The organism is Streptomyces sp. NPDC052701 (assembly GCF_040678355.1).
Taxonomy (GTDB): Bacteria; Actinomycetota; Actinomycetes; order Streptomycetales; family Streptomycetaceae; genus Streptomyces.
This window is the reverse complement of sequence record NZ_JBFATO010000014.1, coordinates 1-23,916: the sequence shown is the minus strand read 5'-3', so window position 1 is coordinate 23,916 and position 23,916 is coordinate 1. Positions and strand designations below refer to the sequence as shown.

22 protein-coding genes and 1 pseudogene are annotated in these 23,916 nt (G+C 71.1%); 5 read left to right on the top strand and 18 right to left on the bottom strand.

Going from position 1 to position 23,916, the window contains the following annotated elements:
- Positions 1-86 precede the first annotated feature (86 nt).
- On the top strand, positions 87-689 hold the full coding sequence (locus tag AB0L29_RS17810; protein ID WP_365828131.1) for a Uma2 family endonuclease: 603 nt from the start codon (positions 87-89) through the stop codon (positions 687-689).
- A 75-nt stretch (positions 690-764) separates the two neighbouring features.
- Here the strand turns inward: AB0L29_RS17810 and nuoN are convergent, their stop codons facing one another.
- From nuoN to AB0L29_RS17740, 14 genes are read right to left on the bottom strand one after another with little or no spacing between them, the layout of a single operon-like run.
- Entirely contained in the window at positions 765-2,414 is a 1,650-nt protein-coding gene (gene nuoN, locus AB0L29_RS17805) for an NADH-quinone oxidoreductase subunit NuoN (protein WP_365828129.1), read from the bottom strand.
- Positions 2,411-3,982, bottom strand: coding sequence for an NADH-quinone oxidoreductase subunit M (locus tag AB0L29_RS17800; protein ID WP_365828127.1), 1,572 nt, complete (start codon positions 3,980-3,982; stop codon positions 2,411-2,413). Before AB0L29_RS17800 ends, nuoN begins: the two co-directional genes overlap by 4 nt.
- 5 nt (positions 3,983-3,987) lie before the next feature.
- Positions 3,988-5,958 (bottom strand): NADH-quinone oxidoreductase subunit L, encoded by a 1,971-nt coding sequence (gene nuoL / locus AB0L29_RS17795; protein WP_365828125.1) that lies wholly within the window; start codon positions 5,956-5,958, stop codon positions 3,988-3,990.
- A gap of 15 nt (positions 5,959-5,973) precedes the next feature.
- Complete coding sequence (nuoK, locus tag AB0L29_RS17790) at positions 5,974-6,273, bottom strand: NADH-quinone oxidoreductase subunit NuoK (protein WP_030401737.1); 300 nt, start codon at positions 6,271-6,273, stop codon at positions 5,974-5,976.
- Entirely contained in the window at positions 6,270-7,112 is an 843-nt protein-coding gene (locus AB0L29_RS17785) for an NADH-quinone oxidoreductase subunit J (protein WP_365828123.1), read from the bottom strand. Before AB0L29_RS17785 ends, nuoK begins: the two co-directional genes overlap by 4 nt.
- The gene (nuoI, locus tag AB0L29_RS17780; RefSeq protein ID WP_365828121.1) at positions 7,109-7,759 is read right to left on the bottom strand and encodes an NADH-quinone oxidoreductase subunit NuoI; all 651 of its coding nucleotides are present in this window, start codon (positions 7,757-7,759) and stop codon (positions 7,109-7,111) included. The genes AB0L29_RS17785 and nuoI overlap by 4 nt, the downstream gene beginning before the upstream one ends.
- Positions 7,752-9,131 carry an NADH-quinone oxidoreductase subunit NuoH gene (nuoH, locus tag AB0L29_RS17775; protein WP_365828119.1) on the bottom strand — a complete coding sequence of 460 codons (1,380 nt, stop codon included), beginning with the start codon at positions 9,129-9,131 and terminating at the stop codon, positions 7,752-7,754. The genes nuoI and nuoH overlap by 8 nt, the downstream gene beginning before the upstream one ends.
- Complete coding sequence (locus tag AB0L29_RS17770) at positions 9,128-11,632, bottom strand: NADH-quinone oxidoreductase subunit G (protein ID WP_365828117.1); 2,505 nt, start codon at positions 11,630-11,632, stop codon at positions 9,128-9,130. The genes nuoH and AB0L29_RS17770 overlap by 4 nt, the downstream gene beginning before the upstream one ends.
- Positions 11,629-12,978 (bottom strand): NADH-quinone oxidoreductase subunit NuoF, encoded by a 1,350-nt coding sequence (gene nuoF / locus AB0L29_RS17765; RefSeq protein WP_365828115.1) that lies wholly within the window; start codon positions 12,976-12,978, stop codon positions 11,629-11,631. Before nuoF ends, AB0L29_RS17770 begins: the two co-directional genes overlap by 4 nt.
- Complete coding sequence (gene nuoE / locus AB0L29_RS17760; RefSeq protein ID WP_365828113.1) at positions 12,975-13,835, bottom strand: NADH-quinone oxidoreductase subunit NuoE; 861 nt, start codon at positions 13,833-13,835, stop codon at positions 12,975-12,977. Before nuoE ends, nuoF begins: the two co-directional genes overlap by 4 nt.
- The gene (locus tag AB0L29_RS17755) at positions 13,832-15,178 is read right to left on the bottom strand and encodes an NADH-quinone oxidoreductase subunit D (protein ID WP_365828112.1); all 1,347 of its coding nucleotides are present in this window, start codon (positions 15,176-15,178) and stop codon (positions 13,832-13,834) included. Before AB0L29_RS17755 ends, nuoE begins: the two co-directional genes overlap by 4 nt.
- Entirely contained in the window at positions 15,175-15,915 is a 741-nt protein-coding gene (locus AB0L29_RS17750; RefSeq protein WP_365828110.1) for an NADH-quinone oxidoreductase subunit C, read from the bottom strand. Before AB0L29_RS17750 ends, AB0L29_RS17755 begins: the two co-directional genes overlap by 4 nt.
- Positions 15,912-16,466 (bottom strand): NADH-quinone oxidoreductase subunit B family protein, encoded by a 555-nt coding sequence (locus AB0L29_RS17745; protein ID WP_187747878.1) that lies wholly within the window; start codon positions 16,464-16,466, stop codon positions 15,912-15,914. The genes AB0L29_RS17750 and AB0L29_RS17745 overlap by 4 nt, the downstream gene beginning before the upstream one ends.
- A gap of 14 nt (positions 16,467-16,480) precedes the next feature.
- Positions 16,481-16,840 (bottom strand): NADH-quinone oxidoreductase subunit A, encoded by a 360-nt coding sequence (locus AB0L29_RS17740; RefSeq protein ID WP_003967084.1) that lies wholly within the window; start codon positions 16,838-16,840, stop codon positions 16,481-16,483.
- Between the two features lie 794 nt (positions 16,841-17,634).
- On the opposite strand from AB0L29_RS17740, the gene AB0L29_RS17735 reads away from it, so the two are divergent.
- Positions 17,635-18,450 carry a C40 family peptidase gene (locus tag AB0L29_RS17735; protein ID WP_365828108.1) on the top strand — a complete coding sequence of 272 codons (816 nt, stop codon included), beginning with the start codon at positions 17,635-17,637 and terminating at the stop codon, positions 18,448-18,450.
- Positions 18,451-18,761: 311 nt separating this feature from the next.
- Here AB0L29_RS17735 and AB0L29_RS17730 read toward each other — a convergent pair whose 3' ends face one another.
- Entirely contained in the window at positions 18,762-20,054 is a 1,293-nt protein-coding gene (locus AB0L29_RS17730; protein WP_365828106.1) for a geranylgeranyl reductase family protein, read from the bottom strand.
- 97 nt (positions 20,055-20,151) lie between these two features.
- On the opposite strand from AB0L29_RS17730, the gene AB0L29_RS17725 reads away from it, so the two are divergent.
- Both AB0L29_RS17725 and AB0L29_RS17720 read left to right on the top strand, forming a co-directional pair.
- A complete protein-coding gene (locus AB0L29_RS17725) occupies positions 20,152-20,658 on the top strand; it encodes a GNAT family N-acetyltransferase (protein WP_365828104.1) in 507 nt (168 codons plus the stop codon).
- Positions 20,659-20,750: 92 nt separating this feature from the next.
- Positions 20,751-21,092, top strand: a complete 342-nt coding sequence (locus tag AB0L29_RS17720) for a PASTA domain-containing protein (protein ID WP_365828102.1) — start codon at positions 20,751-20,753, stop codon at positions 21,090-21,092.
- Here AB0L29_RS17720 and AB0L29_RS17715 read toward each other — a convergent pair.
- Positions 21,089-21,784: a demethylmenaquinone methyltransferase gene (locus AB0L29_RS17715; protein WP_365828100.1), complete on the bottom strand. Its 696-nt coding sequence runs from the start codon at positions 21,782-21,784 to the stop codon at positions 21,089-21,091. The two genes, AB0L29_RS17720 and AB0L29_RS17715, sit on opposite strands and share 4 nt — an antisense overlap.
- Before the next feature lie 201 nt (positions 21,785-21,985).
- Between AB0L29_RS17715 and AB0L29_RS17710 the strand changes: the two genes are divergently transcribed.
- The gene (locus AB0L29_RS17710) at positions 21,986-22,987 is read left to right on the top strand and encodes a chitinase (protein ID WP_365828097.1); all 1,002 of its coding nucleotides are present in this window, start codon (positions 21,986-21,988) and stop codon (positions 22,985-22,987) included.
- Positions 22,988-23,014: 27 nt separating this feature from the next.
- Here AB0L29_RS17710 and AB0L29_RS17705 read toward each other — a convergent pair whose 3' ends face one another.
- Together AB0L29_RS17705 and AB0L29_RS17700 are read right to left on the bottom strand one after the other, a co-directional pair.
- Complete coding sequence (locus AB0L29_RS17705; protein ID WP_365828095.1) at positions 23,015-23,620, bottom strand: hypothetical protein; 606 nt, start codon at positions 23,618-23,620, stop codon at positions 23,015-23,017.
- 7 nt (positions 23,621-23,627) lie between these two features.
- Positions 23,628-23,916, bottom strand: a pseudogene (locus AB0L29_RS17700) (dehypoxanthine futalosine cyclase); the annotation flags it as partial.

Genomic DNA, 23,916 nt, shown 5'->3' with positions numbered 1-23,916 from the left:
CGTCGTTCACACGTTCGCGGGAGACCCGTCCCTTTCCGGCGGATAGTCTGAATGCTCCGGCGAGACTCCGTCCCATGGGAGCACTGATGAGCGTCGCACCGAAGGCGTCCACGCCCGCCTGGCCGATCCCGCCGGAGGGCGGCTGGACCGCCGACGACCTGGACCGGCTTCCGAATCTGCCTCCGCACACGGAACTGATCGACGGGAGCCTCGTCTTCGTGAGTCCGCAGACCATCTTCCACGAACGCGCCATCGACTTCTTCAAATGGCAACTCCAGTCTCTGGCGCCCGCGGAGTTCGAGGTGTTCCGTGAGTTCACCATCGACATCGACCGTCAGAACAGGCCGGAGCCGGACGTGGTCGTGGTGCACGGGGACGTGGTGGAGGAGCCGGATCAGACCCGGTTCCCGGCAAAGGCCGTCCTCCTGGCCGTGGAGGTCGTCTCGGAGGACTCCATGTCCCGTGACCGCGAGACCAAGCCCCTCAAGTACGCCCGGGCCAAGATCCCCCACTACTGGCGCGTCGAGAACGAGAAGGGCCGCGCCGCGGTCCACGCCTTCGAGCTGGAGCCGACCACGGGCGCGTACACCAGCGTGGGAATCTTCCGCGAACGGATGAAGGTCGACGCGCCGTTCCCGGTGGACCTGGACCTCACCGGGATCAGGACGCGCCGCGAGAAGAGCGAGTGACCTTCCCCCTTCGAAACCGGCGGCCCGGCACCCCTCCCAGGGGTGCCGGGCCGCCCCGTACGGGCCGGCGCCGCGTCAGCGCACGAACACCCCCGCCTGGCCGGCGAGGTCCAGGAAGTACTGCGGCGCCACGCCCAGCACCAGCGTGACCGCCACACCGACCCCGATCGCCGTCATGGTCAGCGGCGACGGCACGGCGACCGTCGGCCCCTCGGGCCGCGGCTCGCTGAAGAACATCAGGACGATGACGCGGATGTAGAAGAACGCGGCGATGGCCGACGAGATCACACCGACCACGACCAGCGGCGCCGCGCCGCCCTCCGCCGCCGCCTTGAACACGGCGAACTTGCCCGCGAAGCCGGAGGTGAGCGGAATGCCCGCGAAGGCCAGCAGGAACACCGCGAACACGGCCGCCACCAGCGGCGAACGGCGTCCGAGCCCGGCCCACTCGGACAGGTGGGTGGCCTCGCCGCCCGCGTCCCGCACCAGCGTGACCACCGCGAAGGCGCCGATCGTCACGAACGAGTACGCGGCCAGGTAGAACAGCACCGAGGAGACGCCGTCCGGCGTGGTCGCGATGACACCCGCGAGGATGAAGCCCGCGTGCGCGATCGACGAGTACGCCAGCAGCCGCTTGATGTCGGTCTGCGTGATCGCGACGATCGCGCCGCCCAGCATGGTGACGATCGCGACGCCCCACATGACCGGCCGCCAGTCCCAGCGCAGGCCGGGCAGCACGACGTACAGGATCCGCAGCAGCGCGCCGAAGGCCGCCACCTTGGTCGCCGCCGCCATGAACCCGGTCACGGGCGTCGGCGCGCCCTGGTACACGTCCGGGGTCCACATGTGGAACGGCACGGCGCCCACCTTGAACAGCAGGCCCATCACGAGCAGCGCGGCGCCGATCAGCAGCAGCGTGTCGTTGCCCATGGTGTCGGCGAGCGCCGGGGTGACCTCGGCGACCGTGCCGTCGACGACCTGCGCGATCGTCGCGTACGACATCGAGCCCGCGTAGCCGTACAGCAGCGCGATGCCGAACAGCGTGAACGCGGAGGCGAACGCGCCGAGCAGGAAGTACTTGACGGCCGCCTCCTGCGACATCAGCCGCTTGCGGCGGGCCAGCGCGCACATCAGGTACAGCGGGAGCGAGAAGACCTCCAGCGCCACGAACAGCGTCAGCAGGTCGTTGGCCGCCGGGAAGACCAGCATGCCGGCGACCGCGAAGAGCAGCAGCGGGAACACCTCGGTGGTGGTGAACCCGGCCTTCACCGCGGCCTTCTCGCTCTCGCTGCCCGGCACGGACGCGGCCTGCGCGGCGAAGGAGTCGACGCGGTTGCCGTGCACCACCGGGTCGAGCCGCCGCTCGGCGAAGGTGAACAGGCCGACCAGGCCCGCCAGCAGGATAGTGCCCTGCAGGAAGAGCGCCGGTCCGTCGACGGCGATCGCGCCCATGGCGGCGATGCGCGCCTTGGTGGTGCCGTACCCGTCCGCCGCGAGTGCGACGACCGCGGCGAACGCGGCGGCGAGCGCGACGACGGACACGAACATCTGGGCGTGGTAACGGAACCTGCGCGGCACGAACGCCTCGACCAGCACTCCGACGATCGCCGCGCCGACGACGATCAGGGTGGGCGACAGCTGCCCGTACTCGAACTTGGGCGCGTCGATCTTCGAGATCGGATCGGCCGCGGTTGTCCACAGGCTGTGGACGGCTGATGCGCTCACTTGGCCGCCTCCACCTCGGGCTGGGGGTCCTTCTTCTGTACGTCGGACATGGTCTGCTCGACCGCCGGGTTGACGATGTCCGTGACGGGCTTCGGGTAGACGCCCAGGAAGATCAGCAGCACGACCAGCGGGGCGACCACCACCAGCTCACGCGCCCTGAGGTCCGGCATCGCGGCGACCTCCGGCTTCACCGGGCCGGTCATCGTCCGCTGGTACAGGACGAGGGTGTAGAGCGCGGCGAGCACGATGCCGAAGGTGGCGATGATGCCGATGACCGGATAGCGCGTGAACGTGCCGACCAGGACCAGGAACTCACTGACGAACGGTGCCAGTCCCGGCAGCGACAGGGTCGCCAGACCGCCGATCAGGAACGTGCCGGCGAGCACCGGGGCCACCTTCTGGACCCCGCCGTAGTCGGCGATGAGCCGCGAGCCGCGCCGGGAGATCAGAAAGCCGGCCACCAGCATCAGCGCGGCGGTCGAGATGCCGTGGTTGACCATGTAGAGCGTCGCCCCGGACTGGCCCTGGCTGGTCATCGCGAAGATGCCCATGATGATGAAGCCGAAGTGGGAGATCGACGCGTACGCCACCAGGCGCTTGATGTCGCGCTGGCCGACCGCGAGCAGCGCCCCGTAGATGATGCTGACGAGCGCCAGGACGAGGACGACCGGCGTGGCCCACTTGCTCGCCTCCGGGAACAGCTGGAGGCAGAAGCGGAGCATCGCGAAGGTGCCGACCTTGTCGACGACCGCCGTGATGAGCACGGCGACCGGGGCGGTGGCCTCCCCCATCGCGTTGGGCAGCCAGGTGTGCAGCGGCCACAGCGGCGCCTTCACCGCGAAGGCGAGGAAGAAGCCGAGGAACAGCCAGCGTTCGGTGCTGGTCGCCATGTCCAGCGAGCCGTCGGCGCGGGCCTCGGCGATCTCCGTGAGGGAGAAGTTCCCGGCGACCACGTACAGGCCGATCACCGCGGCCAGCATGATCAGGCCGCCGGCCAGGTTGTAGAGGAGGAACTTCACCGCCGCGTACGACCGCTGTGTGGAGGCCGCGCTCTCGCCGTGCTCGTGGGCACGGTCCCCGAAGCCCCCGATGAGGAAGTACATCGGGATCAGCATGGCCTCGAAGAAGATGTAGAAGAGGAAGACGTCGGTGGCCTCGAAGGAGAGGATCACCATCGCCTCGACGGCCAGGATCAGGGCGAAGAAGCCCTGCGTCGGCCGCCACCGCTTGCTGCCGGTCTCCAGGGGGTCGGCGTCGTGCCAGCCCGCCAGGACGATGAACGGGATGAGGACCGCCGTGAGCGCGATCAGTGCCACCGCGATGCCGTCCACGCCCAGCTCGTACCGGACCCCGAAGTCCTTGATCCAGGAGTGGGACTCGGTGAGCTGGTAGCGGTCCCCGTCCGGGTCGAAGCGCACCAGGACGGTGACCGCCAGGGCGAGCGTGGCGAGCGAGAACAGCAGCGCCAGCCACTTGGCCGCCGTGCGCTTCGCGGCCGGCACGGCGGCCGTGGCGATCGCGCCGACGGCCGGGAGCGCCGCCGTCGCTGTCAGCAGGGGAAAGGACATCGGTATCAGACCGCCCTCATCAGCAGGGTCGCGGCGACCAGGACCGCCGCGCCGCCGAACATCGAGACCGCGTAACTGCGCGCGAAGCCGTTCTGCAGCCTGCGCATCCGGCCGGACAGGCCGCCGACCGAGGCCGCCGTGCCGTTGACGACCCCGTCGACCAGGGTGTGGTCGACGTACACCAGGGAGCGCGTCAGGTGCTCGCCGCCGCGGACCAGGACGACGTGGTTGAAGTCGTCCTGGAGCAGGTCGCGCCGGGCGGCCCGGGTGAGCAGCGACCCGCGCGGGGCGACGGCCGGCACCGGGCGGCGCCCGTACTGCGCCCAGGCGAGGGCGACACCGAGGACCATCACGGCCACCGTGGACAGCGTCACCGTCAGGGCGCCGATCGGGGCGTGCCCGTGGTCGTGCGCGGTGACGGGCTCCAGCCAGTGCAGGAAGCGGTCGCCGATGCTGAAGAAGGCGCCGCCCGCCACCGACCCGACGGCCAGCACGATCATCGGGATCGTCATGATCTTCGGCGACTCGTGCGGGTGCGGCGGCGCGTACGTGCCGCGGGTCTCGGCGGCGGGCTCCACGTCGGGCTCGGCCGGGGACGGCGTCGGCGCGTGCCGCCAGCGCTCCTCGCCGAAGAACGTCATCAGCATCACGCGCGTCATGTAGAACGCCGTGATGGCCGCGCCGAGCAGGGCCACGCCGCCGAGGATCCAGCCCTCGGTGCCGCCCTTGGCGAACGCCGCCTCGATGATCTTGTCCTTGGAGAAGAAGCCGGACAGGCCGGGGAAGCCGATGATGGCGAGGTAGCCGAGGCCGAAGGTGACGAACGTGACCGGCATGTACGTGCGCAGACCGCCGTAGCGGCGCATGTCGACCTCGTCGTTCATGCCGTGCATGACCGAACCGGCGCCGAGGAACAGCCCGGCCTTGAAGAAGCCGTGCGTCACCAGGTGCATGATCGCGAAGACGTAGCCGATCGGGCCGAGACCCGCGGCCAGCACCATGTACCCGATCTGCGACATGGTCGAGCCGGCCAGCGCCTTCTTGATGTCGTCCTTCGCGCAACCGACGATCGCACCGAACAGGAGCGTGACCGCGCCGACGATGGTGACGACCAGCTGCGCGTCGGGGGCGCCGTTGAAGATCGCGCCGGAGCGGACGATCAGGTACACGCCCGCGGTCACCATGGTCGCCGCGTGGATCAGGGCCGAGACCGGGGTCGGGCCCTCCATCGCGTCGCCGAGCCAGGACTGCAGCGGCACCTGGGCGGACTTGCCGCAGGCGGCGAGCAGCAGCATCAGCGCGATCGCCGTGAGCTTGTCCTCACCGGCCGCGCCCGCGAGTCCGGCCTCCTCGTGGGTGCCGAGCACCGGCCCGAAGGCGAAGGTGCCGAACCACAGGAACATCAGCATGATGGCGATCGACAGGCCCATGTCGCCGACGCGGTTGACCAGGAAGGCCTTCTTCGCGGCGGTCGCGGCGCTGGGCTTGTGCTGCCAGAAGCCGATCAGGAGGTAGGAGGCGAGACCGACGCCCTCCCAGCCGACGTACAGCAGCAGGTAGTTGTCGGCGAGGACGAGGATCAGCATCGCCGCGAGGAACAGGTTTAGGTAGCCGAAGAAGCGGCGGCGCCGCTCGTCGTGCTCCATGTACCCGACCGAGTACAGGTGGATCAGCGAGCCGACGCCCGTGATCAGCAGCACGAACGTCATCGACAGCTGGTCCAGCCGGAAGGCGACGTCGGCCTGGAAGCCCTCCACCGGGATCCAGCTGAACAGGTGCTGCGTGACGGTGCGTTCGCCGGCGCCCCTGCCCAGCAGGTCGGTGAAGAGCACCAGGCCGAGCACGAAGGACACGCCCGCCAGCACCGTGCCGATCCAGTGGCCGACGGCGTCCAGCCGCCGGCCGCCGCACAGCAGGACCGCCGCTCCGAGCAGGGGCGCCGCCACCAGCAGCGCAATCAGGTTCTCTGTGTTCATACGGTCCAGTGCCCCTTACAGCTTCATCAGGCTGGCGTCGTCGACCGAGGCCGAGTGGCGGGAACGGAACAGGGACACGATGATCGCGAGCCCGACCACGACCTCCGCGGCGGCGACGACCATCGTGAAGAAGGCGATGATCTGGCCGTCGAGGTTGCCGTGCATCCGGGAGAAGGCGACGAATGCGAGGTTGCAGGCGTTGAGCATGAGCTCGACGCACATGAAGACGACGATCGCGTTGCGCCGGACCAGCACGCCGGTGGCGCCGATCGTGAACAACAGGGCCGCGAGGTAGAGGTAGTTGACGGGGTTCACTTCGACGCCTCCTCGGGCCGCTTGAAGGTCGCCGGCTCGACGGCCCTGCGCTCCAGGCGCTCCTCGGCACGCCGCTCCAGGGCCCGCAGGTCGTTGAGCGCCTCCTGCGACACGTCCCGGACCTGGCCGCGCTCGCGCAGCGTCTTGCTGACGGTGAGCTCGGAGGGGGTGCCGTCGGGCAGCAGGCCCGCGATGTCCACGGCGTTGTGCCGGGCGTACACGCCGGGCGCCGGCAGCGGCGGCAGGTACTTCCCCTCGCGTACGCGCTGTTCGGCGAGCTCGCGCTGGGTCCTGGCCCGCTCGGTGCGCTCCCGGTGGGTGAGCACCATGGCACCGACGGCGGCCGTGATGAGCAGGGCGCCGGTGATCTCGAACGCGAAGACGTACCTGGTGAACAGCAGGGCGGCGATGCCCTCCACGTTGCCGCCCGCGTTGGCCCGGCCGATGCCGTTGAACTCCGTCAGGGAGGCGTTGCCGATGCCCGCGACCAGCAGGACGCCGAAGCCGAGCCCGCACAGCAGGGCCAGCCAGCGCTGCCCCTTGATGGTCTCCTTCAGGGAGTCCGCCGCGGTGACGCCGACGAGCATCACCACGAACAGGAACAGCATCATGATCGCGCCGGTGTAGACGACGATCTGGACGACGCCCAGGAAGTAGGCGCCGTTGGCGAGGTAGAACACCGCCAGGACGATCATGGTCCCGGCGAGGCAGAGGGCGCTGTGCACCGCCCTCTTCATGAAGACGGTGCACAGGGCGCCGATCACGGCGACCGTGCCGAGGATCCAGAACTGGACGGCCTCGCCGGCGGAGGTGGTGTAGGCGGCGAGCTGGGCGCTCATCGGCCGGTCACCTCCTCCGACGCCGGTTCGGTCCCCCCGAAGGTCGAGTCGGCCTCCTGGACGACCTCGCCCTTGGAGTGCGCGACCTGGCGGACCGTGCCGGGCGCGGCCTCGGTCACCAGGCCCCGGTAGTAGTCCTGCTCGTCCGTCCCCGGGTACATCGCGTGCGGGGCCTCCACCATGCCCTCGTCGAGCCCGGCGAGCAGCTGCTCCTTGGTGTAGATGAGGTTGGCGCGGCTGGAGTCGGCGAGCTCGAACTCGTTGGTCATCGTCAGCGCGCGGGTGGGGCACGCCTCGATGCACAGGCCGCACAGGATGCAGCGGGCGTAGTTGATCTGGTAGACGCGGCCGTACCGCTCGCCCGGCGAGTAGCGCTCCTCCTCGGTGTTGTCCGCGCCCTCCACGTAGATCGCGTCGGCGGGGCAGGCCCAGGCGCACAGCTCGCAGCCCACGCACTTCTCCAGGCCGTCCGGATGGCGGTTGAGCTGGTGCCGTCCGTGGAAGCGCGGAGCGGTGGTCTTCTTCTGCTCCGGGTACTGCTCGGTGAGCCGCTTCTTGAACATGGCCTTGAAGGTCACGCCGAAGCCGGCCACGGGGTTCTGGAAACCGGGCTTCGACTGCCCGGCCTCCTTGGGCTCCTCAGCCATCGGACGCCTCCTTTCCATCCGTAGGTCCGCCCACAGGTCCGTCACCGTGGGTATCGGGGCCGCCACTGACGATCAGCTCCCGCTGCTCGCCGCGCGGACGGCGCCGGGGCACCGGCGGCAGTTCCTGTCCGGGCAGCGGCGGTACGGGGAATCCGCCCGCCATCGGGTCGAAGGCGGCCGGCCGCCCGGCGGGCCGCTCGGCCTGCTTCGTCTTCTCGCGGAACATGTCGGCGACGAAGGAGAGCAGCAGCAGGGCGAGGACGCCGCCGCCGATGTAGAGGGCGATGTCGGCGAAGTCGTAGTTCTCGTTCCGCAGGGCCCGCACGGAGGCGACGAGCATCAGCCACACCAGCGAGACCGGGATGAGGACCTTCCAGCCGAGCTTCATCAGCTGGTCGTAGCGGACCCGTGGGAGGGTGCCGCGCAGCCACACGAAGAAGAACAGCAGCAGCTGGACCTTGACGGTGAACCAGAGCAGCGGCCACCAGCCGTGGTTCGCGCCCTCCCAGAAGGTGCTGACGGGCCACGGGGCCCGCCACCCGCCGAGGAAGAGGGTGGTGGCGACGGCCGAGACGGTGACCATGTTGACGTACTCGGCGAGCATGAACATCGCGAACTTGATCGACGAGTACTCGGTGTTGAAGCCGCCCACCAGGTCGCCCTCGGACTCCGGCATGTCGAACGGGGCGCGGTTGGTCTCGCCGACCATGGTGACGATGTAGAGGATGAAGGAGACCGGCAGCAGCAGGATGTACCAGCGGTCGGTCTGCTGCTCGACGATCGTCGAGGTCGACATCGACCCCGAGTAGAGGAACACCGAGGCGAAGGCGGCGCCCATCGCGATCTCGTAGGAGATCATCTGCGCGCAGGAGCGCAGGCCGCCCAGCAGCGGGTAGGTCGAACCGGAGCTCCAGCCCGCGAGCACGATGCCGTAGATGCCGACCGAGGCGACCGCGAGGATGTAGAGCATCGCGATCGGCAGGTCGGTGAGCTGCATCGTGGTGCGCTGGCCGAAGATCGAGATCTCGTTGCCGGCCGGGCCGAAGGGGATCACCGCGATCGCCATGAAGGCCGGGATGGCCGCGACGACCGGCGCGAGGACGTACACCGCCTTGTCCGCGCGCTTGACGACGAGGTCTTCCTTGAGCATCAGTTTGACGCCGTCGGCGAGCGACTGGAGCAGGCCCCAGGGGCCGTGCCGGTTCGGGCCGATGCGCAGCTGCATCCAGGCGACGACCTTGCGCTCCATGACGATGGAGACCAGCACGGTCACCATCAGGAAGGCGAAGCAGAACACCGCCTTGACGACGACCAGCCACCAGGGGTCGCGGCCGAACATCGAGAGGTCTTCAGCGGCGAGGTACGGGCTCATGCCTCCACCTCCTCGGGGGCTTCGGCGGCGGGCGCCGCCGGGCCGATGCGGACGAGGGAGCCGGGCAGCGCCCCGGTGTCGGAGGCGACGCCCCCGCCCGTGGAGTTCAGCGGGAGCCACACCACGCGGTCGGGCATCTCGCTGATCCGCAGCGGGAGTGCGACGGCCCCGGCGGGGCCGGTCACGGTGAGCAGGCCGCCGTCCTCGACGCCCGCCTCGGCGGCCGTGGCGGCCGACAGGCGCGCGTGGGCCGCGTGCCGGGTGCCGGCGAGCGCCTCGTCGCCCTCCTGCAGGACGCCCTGGTCGAGCAGCAGCCGGTGCCCGGCGAGCACGGCCTCCCCGGCGGCGGGCCGCGGCAGCGTGCCCGCCGTCTCCAGGGGTCCGGTGGCCCGCGGGCCGTCCCAGACGCCGAGCCGGTCCAGCTCCGCGCGCGTGGTGCGCAGATCCGGCAGGCCCAGGTGGACGTCCATGGCGTCGGCCAGCATCTGCAGCACGCGCCCGTCGGTGGGGGCGACGCGGTGGGTCATCTGGTCGGGCTTGAGCGCTGCCTCGAAGAAGCGGACCCGGCCTTCCCAGTTGAGGAAGGTGCCGGCCTTCTCGGCGACGGCAGCGACGGGCAGGACGATGTCGGCCTTCTCGGTGATCTCGCTGGGCCGCAGCTCCAGCGAGACCAGGAAGCCGACCTCGTCCAGGGCCGCACGCGCGCGTGCCGGGTCGGGCAGGTCGGCGATCTCCACGCCCGCAACCAGCAGGGCCTGGAGCTCGCCGGCCGCGGCGGCCTCGACGATCTGGCCGGTGTCGCGGCCGTAGCGGTGCGGGAGTGCGGCCACGCCCCAGACGGCGGCGACCTCCTCACGCGCGCGGGGGTCGGTCGCCGGGCGGCCGCCCGGCAGCAGCGACGGCAGGGCGCCCGCCTCGACGGCCCCGCGTTCCCCGGCCCGGCGCGGGATCCACGCCAGCCGGGCGCCGGTCGCGGCGGCGATCCGCACCGCGGCGGTGAGACCGCCGGCCACGGCGGCCAGCCGCTCGCCGACGACGATCACCGCTCCCTCGGTGCGCAGCGCCTCGGCCGCCGAGGCGCCGTCGCCCTCCAGGCCGACACCGCCGGCGAGCGCGTCGAGCCACTCGGTCTCGGTGCCGGGAGCGGCCGGAAGCAGCGTTCCGCCGGCCTTCTCCAGACCGCGTGTGGCGTGCGTGGCCAGGGCGAACACCTTCTGCCCGTGCTTGCGCCAGGCCTTGCGCAGCCGCAGGAAGACGCCGGGCGCCTCCTCCTCGGCCTCGAACCCGACCAGCAGGACCGCGGGCGCCTTCTCCAGGGAGGCGTACGTGACGCCCGTGCCGTCCAGGTCCCGGCCCCGCCCGGCGACCCGGGCGGCGAGGAAGTCGGCCTCCTCGCCGCTGTGCACGCGCGCGCGGAAGTCGATGTCGTTGGTGTCGAGCGCCACCCGCGCGAACTTGCTGTAGGCGTAGGCGTCCTCCACGGTGAGGCGGCCGCCGGTCAGGACACCGGTGCGGCCCCGGGAGGCGAGCAGCCCCTGGGCGGCGATCTGCAGGGCGTCCGGCCAGGAGGCCGGTTCCAGCTCGCCCTCGGCGTTGCGCACCAGGGGTGTGGTGAGCCGGTCGCGCTGCTGCGCGTACCGGAACGCGAACCGTCCCTTGTCGCAGATCCACTCCTCGTTGACCTCGGGGTCGAGGGCCGCGAGGCGCCGCATGACCTTGCCGCGCCGGTGGTCGGTGCGCGTGGCGCAGCCACCGGAGCAGTGCTCGCACACCGACGGCGAGGAGACCAGGTCGAAGGGGCGGGAGCGGAAGCGGTACGCCGCCGAGGTCAGCGCGCCGACGGGGCAGATCTGGATGGTGTTGCCGGAGAAGTACGACTCGAACGGGTCGCCCTCGCCGGTGCCGACCTGCTGGAGCGCGCCCCGCTCCAGCAGCTCGATCATCGGGTCGCCCGCCACCTGGTTGGAGAACCGGGTGCAGCGGGCGCACAGCACGCACCGCTCCCGGTCCAGCAGCACCTGCGTGGAGATCGGCACGGGCTTTTCGTACGTGCGCTTCTTGCCCTCGAAGCGGGACTCGGCGTTGCCGTGCGACAGCGCCTGGTTCTGCAGCGGGCACTCGCCGCCCTTGTCGCAGACCGGGCAGTCCAGCGGGTGGTTGATGAGCAGGAGCTCCATCACGCCCTTCTGGGCCTTCTCCGCGACGGGCGAGGTCAGGTGGGTCTTCACCACCATCCCGTCCGTGCAGGTGATGGTGCAGGACGCCATGGGCTTGCGCTGGCCCTCGACCTCGACGATGCACTGCCGGCAGGCGCCGGCCGGGTCGAGGAGGGGATGGTCGCAGAACCGGGGGATCTCGATGCCGAGCTGTTCGGCGGCCCGGATGACCAGGGTGCCCTTGGGCACGCTGATCTCGATGCCGTCGATCGTCAGCGTGACGAGGTCCTCCGGCGGGACCGCCGCCTCCCCCCCGCCGGAGGGAGCGCTGGTGGTCACGGTCATGCGTTCACCTCCGTGCGGTCGGCCCAGGCCGTCGACCTGGCCGGGTCGAAGGGGCAGCCCCGGCCCGTGATGTGCTGCTCGTACTCCTCGCGGAAGTGCTTGAGCGAGGAGAAGATCGGCGAGGCGGCGCCGTCGCCGAGGGCGCAGAAGGACTTGCCGTTGATGTTGTCGGCGATGTCGGCGAGCTTGTCGAGGTCGGAGGGCTTGCCCTTGCCGGCCTCGATGTCCCGCAGCAGCTGCACCAGCCAGTAGGTGCCCTCGCGGCAGGGCGTGCACTTGCCGCAGGACTCGTGGGCGTAGAACTCGGTCCAGCGGGTGACGGCGCGCACGACGCAGGTCGTCTCGTCGAAGCACTGGAGGGCTTTGGTGCCGAGCATGGAACCCGCGGCGCCCACTCCTTCGTAGTCGAGGGGGACGTCGAGGTGCTCGTCGGTGAACATCGGGGTCGAGGAGCCGCCCGGCGTCCAGAACTTGAGGCGGTGCCCGGGGCGCATCCCGCCGCTCATGTCCAGGAGCTGGCGCAGGGTGATCCCGAGCGGGGCCTCGTACTGGCCGGGGTTGGCGACGTGGCCGGACAGGGAGTAGAGCGTGAAGCCCGGGGACTTCTCGCTGCCCATCGAGCGGAACCACTCCTTGCCCCGGTGCATGATCGCGGGAACCGAGGCGATCGACTCGACGTTGTTCACCACGGTGGGGCACGCGTAGAGGCCCGCGACGGCGGGGAAGGGGGGACGCAGCCGCGGCTGGCCGCGGCGGCCTTCGAGCGAGTCCAGCAGCGCGGTCTCCTCACCGCAGATGTACGCGCCCGCGCCGGCGTGCACGGTGAGTTCCAGGTCGAGTCCGCTGCCCAGGATGTCCGTGCCGAGGTAGCCCGCCGCGTAGGCCTCGCGCACGGCCGAGTGCAACCGCCGCAGCACGGGGACGACTTCGCCCCGCAGGTAGATGAAGGCGTGCGACGACCTGATGGCGTAGCACGCGATGACGATGCCCTCGATGAGGCTGTGCGGGTTGGCGAACAGCAGCGGGATGTCCTTGCAGGTCCCGGGCTCCGACTCGTCGGCGTTGACGACCAGGTAGTGGGGCTTGCCGTCCCCCTGCGGGATGAACTGCCACTTCATCCCCGTGGGGAACCCGGCGCCGCCGCGGCCGCGCAGGCCGGAGTCCTTGACGTAGGCGATGACGTCGTCCGGCGACATGGCCAGCGCCTTGCGGAGCCCCTCGTACCCGTCGTGCCTGCGGTACACGTCCAGCGTCCAGGACTTGTCCTCGTCCCAGAAGGCCGACAGCACCGGTGCGAGCAGTTTCTCCGGGCTCATGTCCTTGAGTTCGGTTGCCAAGGTCATCACTCCCCCTCCTCGGCGACAGGTCCCGCCGGGTGGGAGGGATCGGAGGCCGACGTGTCCTGCGGCGCGTCGTGCGAGCTCAGGTGCTCCGTGGGCGACGGCTGGTGCGGCGGCTCGTCCGCGGACGCCGCGCCGCGCGGGTGCACCACGCGCGCGGGAGCGGTCTCCCCCTTGGCGAGCTTGAGTCCGACCAGGGAGGCGGGTCCCGCGCTCCCGCCGGCCTCGACGGCCCCCTCGCGCTCGTCGGGGAAGCCGGCCAGGATCCGGGCGGTCTCCTTGAAGGTGCACAGCGGCGCACCGCGCGTGGGGCTGACCGGCCGTCCCGCGCGCAGGTCGTCGACGAGGCGCCTGGCGCTGGCCGGGGTCTGGTTGTCGAAGAACTCCCAGTTGACCATGACGACCGGTGCGTAGTCGCAGGCCGCGTTGCACTCGATGTGCTCCAGGGTGACCTTGCCGTCGTCGGTGGTCTCGCCGTTGCCGACGCCCAGGTGCTCCTGGAGCTCCTCGAAGATGGCGTCGCCGCCCATGACGGCGCACAGGGTGTTGGTGCAGACGCCCACCTGGTAGTCGCCGCTCGGCTTGCGCCGGTACATGGTGTAGAAGGTGGCGACCGCGGTGACCTCGGCCGTGGTCAGGCCGAGCACGTCCGCGCAGAACCGCATCCCGGTGCGCGTGACGTGTCCCTCCTCCGACTGCACCAGGTGCAGCAGCGGCAGGAGGGCGGACCGGGAGTCCGGGTAGCGGGCGACGATCTCGCGCGCGTCCGTCTCCAGGCGGGCGCGGACGTCGTCCGGGTAGGCGGGGGCGGGCGGTTCGGGCATGCCCAGGCTGACGCCCCGCTCGGAGGATGAGGTGGTCACCGGTCGACGCCTCCCATCACGGGGTCGATGGACGCGACGGCGACGATGACGTCGGCGACCTGGCCGCCCTCGCACATCGCCGCCATGGCCTGCAGGTTGGTGAAGGACGGGTCGCGGAAGTGGACCCGGTAGGGGCGGGTGCCTCCGTCGGAGACGACGTGCACCCCGAGCTCGCCCTTGGGCGACTCGACCGCCGCGTACGCCTGTCCCGGCGGGACGCGGAAGCCTTCGGTGACCAGCTTGAAGTGGTGGATCAGGGCCTCCATGGACGTGCCCATGATCTTCTTGATGTGGTCGAGGGAGTTGCCGAGCCCGTCCGGCCCCAGGGCGAGCTGGGCGGGCCAGGCGATCTTCTTGTCGGCCACCATGACCGGGCCGGGCTGGAGCCGGTCCAGGCACTGCTCGATGATCCGCAGCGACTGGCGCATCTCCTCCAGGCGGATCAGGAAGCGGCCGTAGGCGTCGCAGGTGTCGGCGGTCGGGACGTCGAAGTCGTACGTCTCGTAGCCGCAGTAGGGCTGGGCCTTGCGCAGGTCGTGGGGCAGGCCGGTGGAGCGCAGGATCGGGCCCGTCGCGCCGAGGGCCATGCAGCCGGCCAGGTCGAGGTAGCCGACGTCCTGCATGCGGGCCTTGAAGATGGGGTTCCCGGTGGCGAGCTTGTCGTACTCCGGGAGGTTTTTGTCCATCTTCTTCACGAACTCGCGGATCTGGTCCACCGCGCCGGGCGGCAGGTCCTGGGCGAGTCCGCCGGGGCGGATGTAGGCGTGGTTCATCCGCAGGCCGGTGATCAGCTCGTAGATGTCGAGGATGAGTTCACGGTCGCGGAAGCCGTAGATCATGATCGTGGTGGCGCCGAGCTCCATGCCGCCGGTGGCGATGCACACCAGGTGGGAGGAGAGCCGGTTCAGCTCCATCAGGAGCACGCGGATGACCGAGGCCCGGTCCGGGACGTCGTCCTCGATGCCGAGGAGCTTCTCGACCGCGAGGCAGTACGCCGTCTCGTTGAAGAACGGCGTCAGGTAGTCCATGCGCGTCACGAACGTGGTGCCCTGGGTCCACGTCCGGTACTCGAGGTTCTTCTCGATGCCGGTGTGCAGGTAGCCGATGCCGCAGCGGGCCTCGGTGACCGTCTCGCCCTCGATCTCCAGGATCAGGCGGAGCACGCCGTGGGTGGAGGGGTGCTGCGGGCCCATGTTGACGACGATGCGCTCGTCGTCGGCGCGGGCCGCGGACTGGACGACCTCGTCCCAGTCGCCGCCGGTGACCGTGTAGACGGTGCCCTCGGTGGTCTCGCGCGCCGAGGCGGCGGTGCCGGACGCGGAGGACGGGGTGTGCGTGCTCATGAGTACGACCTCCGCTGGTCCGGAGCCGGGATCTGGGCGCCCTTGTACTCGACGGGGATGCCGCCGAGGGGGTAGTCCTTGCGCTGCGGGTGGCCCTGCCAGTCGTCCGGCATCATGATCCGCGTCAGGGCCGGGTGACCGTCGAAGACGATGCCGAAGAAGTCGTACGTCTCGCGCTCGTGCCAGTCGTTCGTCGGGTACACCGGGAACAGCGACGGGATGTGCGGGTCGCCGTCGGGGCAGCTGACCTCCAGGCGGATCAGCCGGTTGTGGGTGATCGAGCGCAGGTGGTAGACGGCGTGCAGCTCGCGGCCCTTGTCGCCCGGGTAGTGGACGCCGCTGACGCCGGTGCACAGCTCGAAGCGCAGCGCCGGGTCGTCGCGCAGGGTGCGGGCGACGCGGACCAGGTGCTCGCGTTCGATGTGGAAGGTGATCTCGCCGCGGTCGACGACCGTCTTCTCGATGGCGTTCTCGGGCAGCAGCCCTTGTTCCTCCAGCGCGCCCTCCAGTTCGTCGGCGACCTCGTCGAACCAGCCGCCGTAGGGCCTGCTCGCCGGTCCCGGGAGCCGGACCGAGCGGACCAGGCCGCCGTAGCCGGAGGTGTCGCCGCCGTTGTCCGCGCCGAACATGCCGCGCTGGACGCGGATCTCCTCGCCGCCCTGGCCGCGCCGGCCCGGGAGGTTCTCGGCGGAGAGCTCCTTCTCGGGGTTGACCCCGTTGCCGTTGGCGTCGCTCACCGCAGCAGCCCCTTCATCTCGATCGTGGGCAGGGCCTTGAGCGCCGCCTCCTCCGCCTCGCGGGCCGCCTCCTCGGCGTTCACGCCGAGCTTGGAGTGCTGGATCTTGTGGTGGAGCTTGAGGATGGCGTCCATCAGCATCTCGGGCCGCGGCGGGCAGCCGGGGAGGTAGATGTCGACCGGCACGATGTGGTCGACGCCCTGGACGATGGCGTAGTTGTTGAACATGCCGCCGGAGGAGGCGCAGACCCCCATGGAGATCACCCACTTGGGGTTCGGCATCTGGTCGTAGACCTGCCGCAGCACCGGTGCCATCTTCTGGCTGACCCGGCCGGCGACGATCATCAGGTCGGCCTGGCGCGGCGAGCCGCGGAAGACCTCCATGCCGAAGCGCGCCAGGTCGTAGCGGCCCGCGCCGGTGGTCATCATCTCGATGGCGCAGCAGGCGAGGCCGAACGTGGCCGGGAAGACCGACGCCTTGCGCACCCAGCCCGCGGCCTGCTCGACGGTGGTCAGCAGGAAGCCGCTCGGCAGCTTTTCTTCGAGTCCCATGACTTAAAGGCCCCTCAGTCCCATTCCAGGCCGCCGCGTCGCCAGACGTACGCGTAGGCGACGAAGACGGTGAGCACGAAGAGCAGCATCTCCACGAGCCCGAAAATCCCCAGGGCGTCGAAGCTGACGGCCCAGGGGTAGAGGAAGACGATCTCGATGTCGAAGACGATGAAGAGCATCGCCGTCAGGTAGTACTTGATGGGGAAGCGCCCGCCGCCGGCCGGCGTGGGGGTCGGCTCGATGCCGCACTCGTAGGCCTCGAGCTTGGCGCGGTTGTACCGCTTCGGACCGATCAGCGTGGCCATGACCACGGAGAAGATCGCAAAGCCTGCCCCGAGGGCTCCCAGTACGAGGATGGGCGCATACGCGTTCACCGCTCCTCGCTCCTCTCAGTCGGCACTGACTGCTGGCGGTTGTGCCGGGCTCACGCGCGCCCCACCCGTCCCTCGAGCCCCGCCCGCCCCGGCGGAGATCGGGAACATGTGAAGCAGGTCACAAGCCCAACCGCGTGCATCTTATGCCTGTCGCTCTGTGATCTGCGACACGGGGTATTGCACAAGCTTTGTGATCTCCACCACCTGACGAAGGATCATGAAGTCGTATGAGCGGTGATCTTCACACGCGAAGCGTCCGAGTGATCACGACAGGTGACATTTTGGCTCGTCGCAGCAGGTCGGAAGGGGCGTCTCTATATCAAGAGAGTTCCCTTGCATGCAAATTGGCGCCGGAGTCGATCTCTTGATAGAGGGCCGCGTTCACACTCGCGGGGGCGCTGGGCGCGCTGTGAACGCGTGCACGCTTTCACGATCTCCGTGGAGCCGCGTCCGCCCGGGGTCCGTCCGCAGCCGACCCACGACCGGTCCGCAACCGGTCCGCGATCCCGCGCGGGACGCACCCGCCGGGTTGACCGTTCCGTGACCTCCGCCACATTCGCAAGGGGCGTCGGACGGCGGGAGTTGGCCAATTGCCCCAACCAGTGGTAGGCGCGGGGCAATTCGGGCGAAATGATCAAAGACCGAGATCACAGGCCCATTACGTCGCGCCCGTAATGTCCGTTACGGCGTCAATAAAGAATCGTCTTGCCGGAATTCGGGGAGTGGATTGAACAACTGTGGCGCAGCACACGTTCCTTGAAGATATGAAGGAGCCCCTGGTACCGGTTGTTCCCATGTCCCACACCGCTCACATACGCAGCCACCGGAAGCCCCGCCGCAGCGCGTCGAAGATCGCGATGCGCGCCGGAGTTGCCGGTGGCGTCCTCAGCACCCTGGCAGTGGCGGGTGCATCGGGGGCGGCCAACGCCGCCGAACCGGTGACGCAGACCCTGGAACTGCCCACCCTGACGGCCGACCTGGCCGCCCAGGTCGCCGAGTCCGCGACCGCCACGGAGCTGGCCGCCGCGAACTACGAGCTGCAGGCCGAGCGTGACGCGGCCGCCGCCAAGGCCGCCAAGGAGGCCAAGGCGGACCTCGCCGAGGCCAAGAAGAAGGCCGAGGCCCGCAAGAAGGCCGCGGAGGCCGCGCGCCAGGCGGCTGCCGAGCGCGCCGAGCGTGCCGCGCGCGACACCGAGCGGCCCACCCTCACGGCGACGGCGAGCGTGGCGACCTCCGCGAGCACGTCCACGGCGACCGGTTCGGCCGCGAGCGTGATCTCCTTCCTGAAGGCACAGGTGGGCAAGGCCTACGTCCTGGGCGCCACCGGTCCCTCCGCCTACGACTGCTCCGGTCTGGTGGGCGCCGCCTTCAAGCAGGTGGGCATCAGCCTGCCGCGCGTCTCGCAGGACCAGTCGACCGCCGGCACGCCGGTGTCGCTGAGCAACCTGCAGCCGGGCGACATCCTGTACTGGGGCAGCGCGGGCAGCGCGTACCACGTCGCCGTCTACATCGGCGACGGCAAGTTCATCGGCGCTCAGAACCCCTCCACGGGCATCGTCGAGCAGCCGCTGTCGTACGACCCGCCGACCGGCGCGGTGCGGGTGCTCTGAGTACACCGGCCGTAGCGCCGTACGGAGTGAAGGGCCGCAGCCGCTCGGGGGCAGCGGCCCTTCCGGCATGTTCCCCGGCGCATCGGGGCACCTCGGGCGATACCACCGGTCGGGCCCGGGCGGGCGGTGCGGCCCCCGGCCCCGGCCCTGCCTCAGCCCTCCCCGGCTCCCGGCTCCCGGCTCCCGGCTCCCGGCTCCCGGCTCCCGGCTCCCGGCTCCCGGCTCCCGCGAGGAAACGTCCGCGGGGGTGGCCGGAAGCCCGGTTCCCGGCCACCCGTGGCGTCCTCACGGCGGTGGCCGCCCCGCGGGCGTCACGCCTTCGGCGCCACCTTGCTCAGGCCGTTGATGATGCGGTCCATCGCGTCGCCGCCCGTCGGGTCGGTGAGGTTGGCGAGCAGCTTCAGGGTGAACTTCATCAGCAGGGGGTGGGTCAGGCCGCGCTGGGCGGCGATCTTCATGACCTTGGGGTTGCCGATCAGCTTCACGAAGGCGCGGCCGAGGGTGTAGTAGCCGCCGTAGGTGTCCTTCAGGATCTGCGGGTAGCGCCGCAGGGCCGTCTCGCGCTGGGCCGGGGTGGAGCGGGCCTGGGCCTGGACGATGACGTCGGCGGCGATCTGGCCGGATTCCATCGCGTAGGCGATGCCCTCTCCGTTGAAGGGGTTGACCAGGCCGCCGGCGTCGCCGACGAGGAGCAGGCCCCTGGTGTAGTGGGGCTGGCGGTTGAAGGCCATGGGCAGGGCCGCGCCGCGGATCGGGCCGGTCATGTTCTCCGGGGTGTAGCCCCAGTCCTCCGGCATGGAGGCGCACCAGGCCTTGAGGACCTCGCGCCAGTCGAGCTCCTTGAAGGAGTCCGAGGTGTTCAGCACGCCGAGGCCGACGTTGGAGGTGCCGTCGCCCATGCCGAAGATCCAGCCGTAGCCGGGCAGGAGACGGTCCTCGGGGCCGCGGCGGTCCCACAGTTCCAGCCAGGACTCCAGGTAGTCGTCGTCGTGGCGCGGGGAGGTGAAGTACGTGCGGACCGCGACGCCCATCGGGCGGTCCTCGCGGCGGTGCAGGCCCATCGCCAGGGACAGGCGGGTGGAGTTGCCGTCGGCGGCCACCACCAGCGGTGCGTGGAAGGTGACTTCGCGCTTCTCCTCGCCCAGCTTGGCGCTCACGCCGGTGATGCGTCCGGTGCGGTCGTCGACGATCGGCCCGGAGACGTTGCAGCGCTCGTACAGGCGGGCGCCCGCCTTCTGCGCCTGGCGGGCGAGCTGCTCGTCGAAGTCGTCGCGCCTGCGGACCAGTCCGTAGTCGGGGAAGGAGGCGAGATCCGGCCAGTCCAGCTGGAGGCGCACACCGCCGCCGATGATGCGCAGGCCCTTGTTGCGCAGCCAGCCGGCCTCCTCGGAGACGTCGATGCCCATGGCCACGAGCTGCTTGACGGCGCGCGGGGTGAGCCCGTCGCCGCAGACCTTCTCCCGCGGGAACTCGGTCTTCTCCAGCAGCAGCACGTCGAGCCCGGCCCTGGCCAGGTGGTAGGCGGTAGCGGAGCCGGCCGGCCCCGCGCCCACGACGATGACATCGGCGGTGTTCTCGGAGAGGGGCTCGGTCACGACGGTCACGGCGGGATCTCCCCAAGTTCGAAATCTGCGTGCCGACCGGCACAGGACACGGGCAGTCTATTCAGCGTCACCGATCACCCGGCTGAAGGGCTGCCCCGTGAACCGAGCTCTCCCCGCAGTGCGGCTGCGCGTCCCCACCGACGAGGACGCGGTCGCCTGGCACCGGATCTTCGCCCACCCGGACGTCATGGAGTTCCAGGGCGGCCGGGCCGAGGAGCTGTCGGTGTACGAGGAGCTCACCGCCCGCCAGCGCCGGCACGACGCCGAACGCGGCTTCTGCCTGTGGACGATGCTCGACGAGGACGACCGGGTCATCGGCTTCACCGGCGCCCAGCCCTGGGAGCAGGACTGGGGCCCCCGGGGGGAGATCGAGATCGGCTGGCGGCTCGCGCGGGAGTCCTGGGGCAAGGGGTACGTCACCGCGGCCGCGCTCCAGACGCTCCAGCGGGTGCGCGCGGCGGGTGTGCCGAGCGTGGTGGCGATGGTGGCCGCGGACAACAGGAGGTCCGTCGCGGTCACGCAGCGGCTGGGCATGCGCCTGGCCGAGACGTTCACCGCGCCGCTCTCGCGCCGGCTGGGGCACTGCTACCGACTCGACCTGTAGCCGAGAGTAATCAAGTGTCACAGATAGCGACTTGACGCTTCCGGCCGGCCGGCCCCGGGGCTACCCTGCCGGTACCGCTGGGGGTGACATCTGTGCACGGATCCCGCAGAACATCCGAAGTTCGCGTACCGCGCCTGGTCGGCCTGATGGCCGTGGACGCGCGGGAGGCCGCCCGGACGCGGGGCCTGGCCCTCGGCGCACCCGACCGGCCCGACTTCCACCGCACCGTCGTCGACCACGTCGTACGGCAGTACCCGCAGCCCGGCGCCGAGGTGCCGCGGGACTCCCTGGTGTACGTGTGGTTCGACTTCGGTGAGGGGGAGGGCGGCGGGGGCGTACGGGAGCCGCGGCTGCCGGGACCGCCCGGCGGCGGGCTCCGACGGGAACTGGACGAGCCGGAGGACCCCGCGTACGCGGTCCTCGGCTCCCCCTAGCTCGCCTTGAAGCCCCGGTGCAGGGCCACCACCCCGCCGGTCAGGTTCCGCCAGGCCACCTTCGCCCAGCCGGCCTTCCTCAGCCGCCCGGCGAGGGCGGGCTGGTCGGGCCAGCTGCGGATGGACTCCGCGAGGTAGACGTACGCGTCCGGGTTCGACGACACGGCCCGCGCGACCGGCGGCAGCGCCCGCATCAGGTACTCGGTGTAGACGGTCCGGAACGGCGCCCAGGTCGGGTGCGAGAACTCGCAGATGACGATCCGGCCGCCGGGCCGGGTCACGCGGTGCATCTCGCGCAGGGCCGCGTCCGTGTCCTGCACGTTGCGCAGGCCGAAGCTGATGGTGACGGCGTCGAAGACGTCGTCGCGGAACGGCAGCCGGGTCGCGTCGCCCGCCGTGAAGGGCAGCCAGGCGTGCCGCTCCTTGCCGACCTGGAGCATGCCGAGGGAGAAGTCGCAGGGGACGACGTACGCGCCGGTGCGGGCGAAGGGCAGCGAGGAGGTGGCCGTGCCGGCGGCGAGGTCCAGGACCTTCTGCGCCGGCCGGGCGCCGACCGCCCTGGCGACCTCCCTGCGCCACAGCCGGGCCTGTCCCAGGGACAGCACGTCGTTGGTCAGGTCGTACCGCTCCGCCACGTCGTCGAACATCGAGGCGACTTCGTGCGGCTGCTTGTCCAGGGATGCGCGGGTCACGGGCCCATTCTTGCAGCACGGCGGTACGGCCTTCGGTGACGGGCCCGCAGCGCGTTCCCCGGACGCCGGGGAGCCCGCACGGCGTAAACTCGGACTTTCCGGTGAGCGGCCCGGGAGAGCCCGGGAGAGGCGGACCGGCCTGTTCCCCTCCCGAGGGCCTCCGGGCCGGGACGGGGACCACCGAGAGCGGGTGCCTGCGCGATGAGGAGTCCGAGGATGCCGGCGGCGGGCCTGGCGGGCCTGTTCGCCCTGGCCGTCACGGGCTGCTCCGGGCAGGGCGGTACGGCGGCACCCGCGGCCGGCACCTCCTACGCCCCCTACGTCAGCGCCACCACCGCCTCCGGCAGCGACTTCGCGGGCTCCCCCACGGCGTACAACCTGGCGTTCGTGGTCGCGGGCGGCGGCGACTGCGCACCGGCGTGGGACGGCACCCGGGCCGTCGGCGACCCGGCGGTGGCCGCCCGGATCTCGCGGCTCGGACAGGACGGCGCCGACCTGCGCGTCTCCTTCGGCGGGGCCTCCGGCACCGAGCTCGCCGCGGCCTGCGACAGCGCCCCGGAGCTGGCCGGGGCGTACGGCGAGGCGCTGGACGCGGCCGGTTCCTCCCGGGCCGACTTCGACGTCGAGGGCGACGAGCTGACCGACCCGGACTCGGTGGCCCTGCGCTCGCGGGCCGTCGCGCTGCTGCAGCGGGAGCGCAGCGGCCTGGAGGTGACCTTCACCCTCCCGGTGATGTCCTCCGGACTGGACGGGGACGCTCTGGCGCTGCTGGAGTCCGCCGACGACCACGGCGTGCGGGTCTCCACCGTCAACCTCATGACGATGAACTACGGCGAGTCCCGCACCGGCGACATGGGCGCCCACGCGCTCCGGGCGGCCCGGGCCGCCCACGCCCAGCTGAAGGAGGTCTTCGCCGCCTCGGACGCGGAGGCCTGGCGGGGCATGGCGCTGACTCCGATGATCGGCGTCAACGACGTCGCCGGCGAGACGTTCACGCTCGCGGACGCGGCCCGGGTGCGGGCGTTCGCCGAGGAGAAGGGCATCGGCTGGGTGTCGATGTGGGCGGCCTTCCGGGACCGGGCGTGCGAGGACGGGGACGGCGGGGGCGGGGACGGCGGGGACGCCGGTGCCGACGGCGCGCCGACCGACTGCAGCGGGGTGGAGCAGAGCCCGGGGGCGTTCGGGGAGGCGCTCGCGGGCTGACCGGCCGGCGCGGCGGGCCGGGTGGTCCTACCGGCGCCGGAACACCAGTCGGCCGTCCACGACCGTGGCCACGCAGGTGCCCGATCCGCGCTCGGCCAGCTCGGCCTCGTCCCGCACGTCGAACACGGCGAACCGGGCGGCCGAGCCGCGTTCCCTGGGGGGCGCGAACTCCACTTGCCCGCCACCGGCGTACGGGTCGAGCGCGGGGACGCCGCCGGGACGCCCGAGCCGGCCCACGATCCCCAGCCCGGAGCGGCGCACGGCGTCCCGCACCGCGCGGTTGCGCAGCTCCTCGCAGGCCGCCGCGACCGTGCCGTGCGCCAGCATCCGCTGCACCCCGCGCCGGGCGCTCGCGCCCCACCGGGCGTCGTCGAGGGCGAGCGCGGCCAGCGCGTCGCCGGTCAGCGGCTCGGTGCCCAGCTCGCCGGCCTCCCGCGGATCCGGGTGGTAGGCCTCCTCCAGCAGCTCGGTGCCGTGCGGGTTGACCAGGCCGGGCGTGAGGATGCCGGGCCACCGCCGCACGCGCGCGTGCGGGTGCGCGGCGAGGAGGTCCTGCACCGCCCCGGCGTCCTTGACCCGGGCGCCCTCGACGACGAGCGCCCGGCCCCTGGAGTCGGCGTGGATCGTCAGCACGCGGGCCCTAGTTGGAGGCCAGCAGCTTCAGCTCGGGGTGGGCGGTGCCGCCCTCGATCGCCGTGGACGAGATGTGCGAGACCACGCGGTCGTCGACGGGGTCGTCGGCCGGGTCCTCGTGGACGGCCAGGTGCTCGTAGGTCGTGGAGCGCTGGGCCGGGACCCGGCCCGCCGAGCGGATCAGCTCGATGATCTCCAGCCGGTTGGAGCGGTGCCGGGCGCCGGCGGAGGAGACCACGTTCTCCTCCAGCATGATCGAGCCCAGGTCGTCGGCGCCGTAGTGCAGGGAGAGCTGG

Coding starts and splice junctions, on each gene's coding strand:
- AB0L29_RS17810 (WP_365828131.1), top strand. CDS start 87: ATGAGCGTCGCACCGAAGGCGTCCACGCCCGCCTGGCCGATCCCGCCG.
- AB0L29_RS17800 (WP_365828127.1), bottom strand. CDS start 3,982: ATGTCCTTTCCCCTGCTGACAGCGACGGCGGCGCTCCCGGCCGTCGGC.
- nuoL (WP_365828125.1), bottom strand. CDS start 5,958: ATGAACACAGAGAACCTGATTGCGCTGCTGGTGGCGGCGCCCCTGCTC.
- AB0L29_RS17785 (WP_365828123.1), bottom strand. CDS start 7,112: ATGAGCGCCCAGCTCGCCGCCTACACCACCTCCGCCGGCGAGGCCGTC.
- nuoI (WP_365828121.1), bottom strand. CDS start 7,759: ATGGCTGAGGAGCCCAAGGAGGCCGGGCAGTCGAAGCCCGGTTTCCAG.
- nuoH (WP_365828119.1), bottom strand. CDS start 9,131: ATGAGCCCGTACCTCGCCGCTGAAGACCTCTCGATGTTCGGCCGCGAC.
- AB0L29_RS17770 (WP_365828117.1), bottom strand. CDS start 11,632: ATGACCGTGACCACCAGCGCTCCCTCCGGCGGGGGGGAGGCGGCGGTC.
- AB0L29_RS17755 (WP_365828112.1), bottom strand. CDS start 15,178: ATGAGCACGCACACCCCGTCCTCCGCGTCCGGCACCGCCGCCTCGGCG.
- AB0L29_RS17745 (WP_187747878.1), bottom strand. CDS start 16,466: ATGGGACTCGAAGAAAAGCTGCCGAGCGGCTTCCTGCTGACCACCGTC.
- AB0L29_RS17735 (WP_365828108.1), top strand. CDS start 17,635: ATGTCCCACACCGCTCACATACGCAGCCACCGGAAGCCCCGCCGCAGC.
- AB0L29_RS17710 (WP_365828097.1), top strand. CDS start 21,986: ATGAGGAGTCCGAGGATGCCGGCGGCGGGCCTGGCGGGCCTGTTCGCC.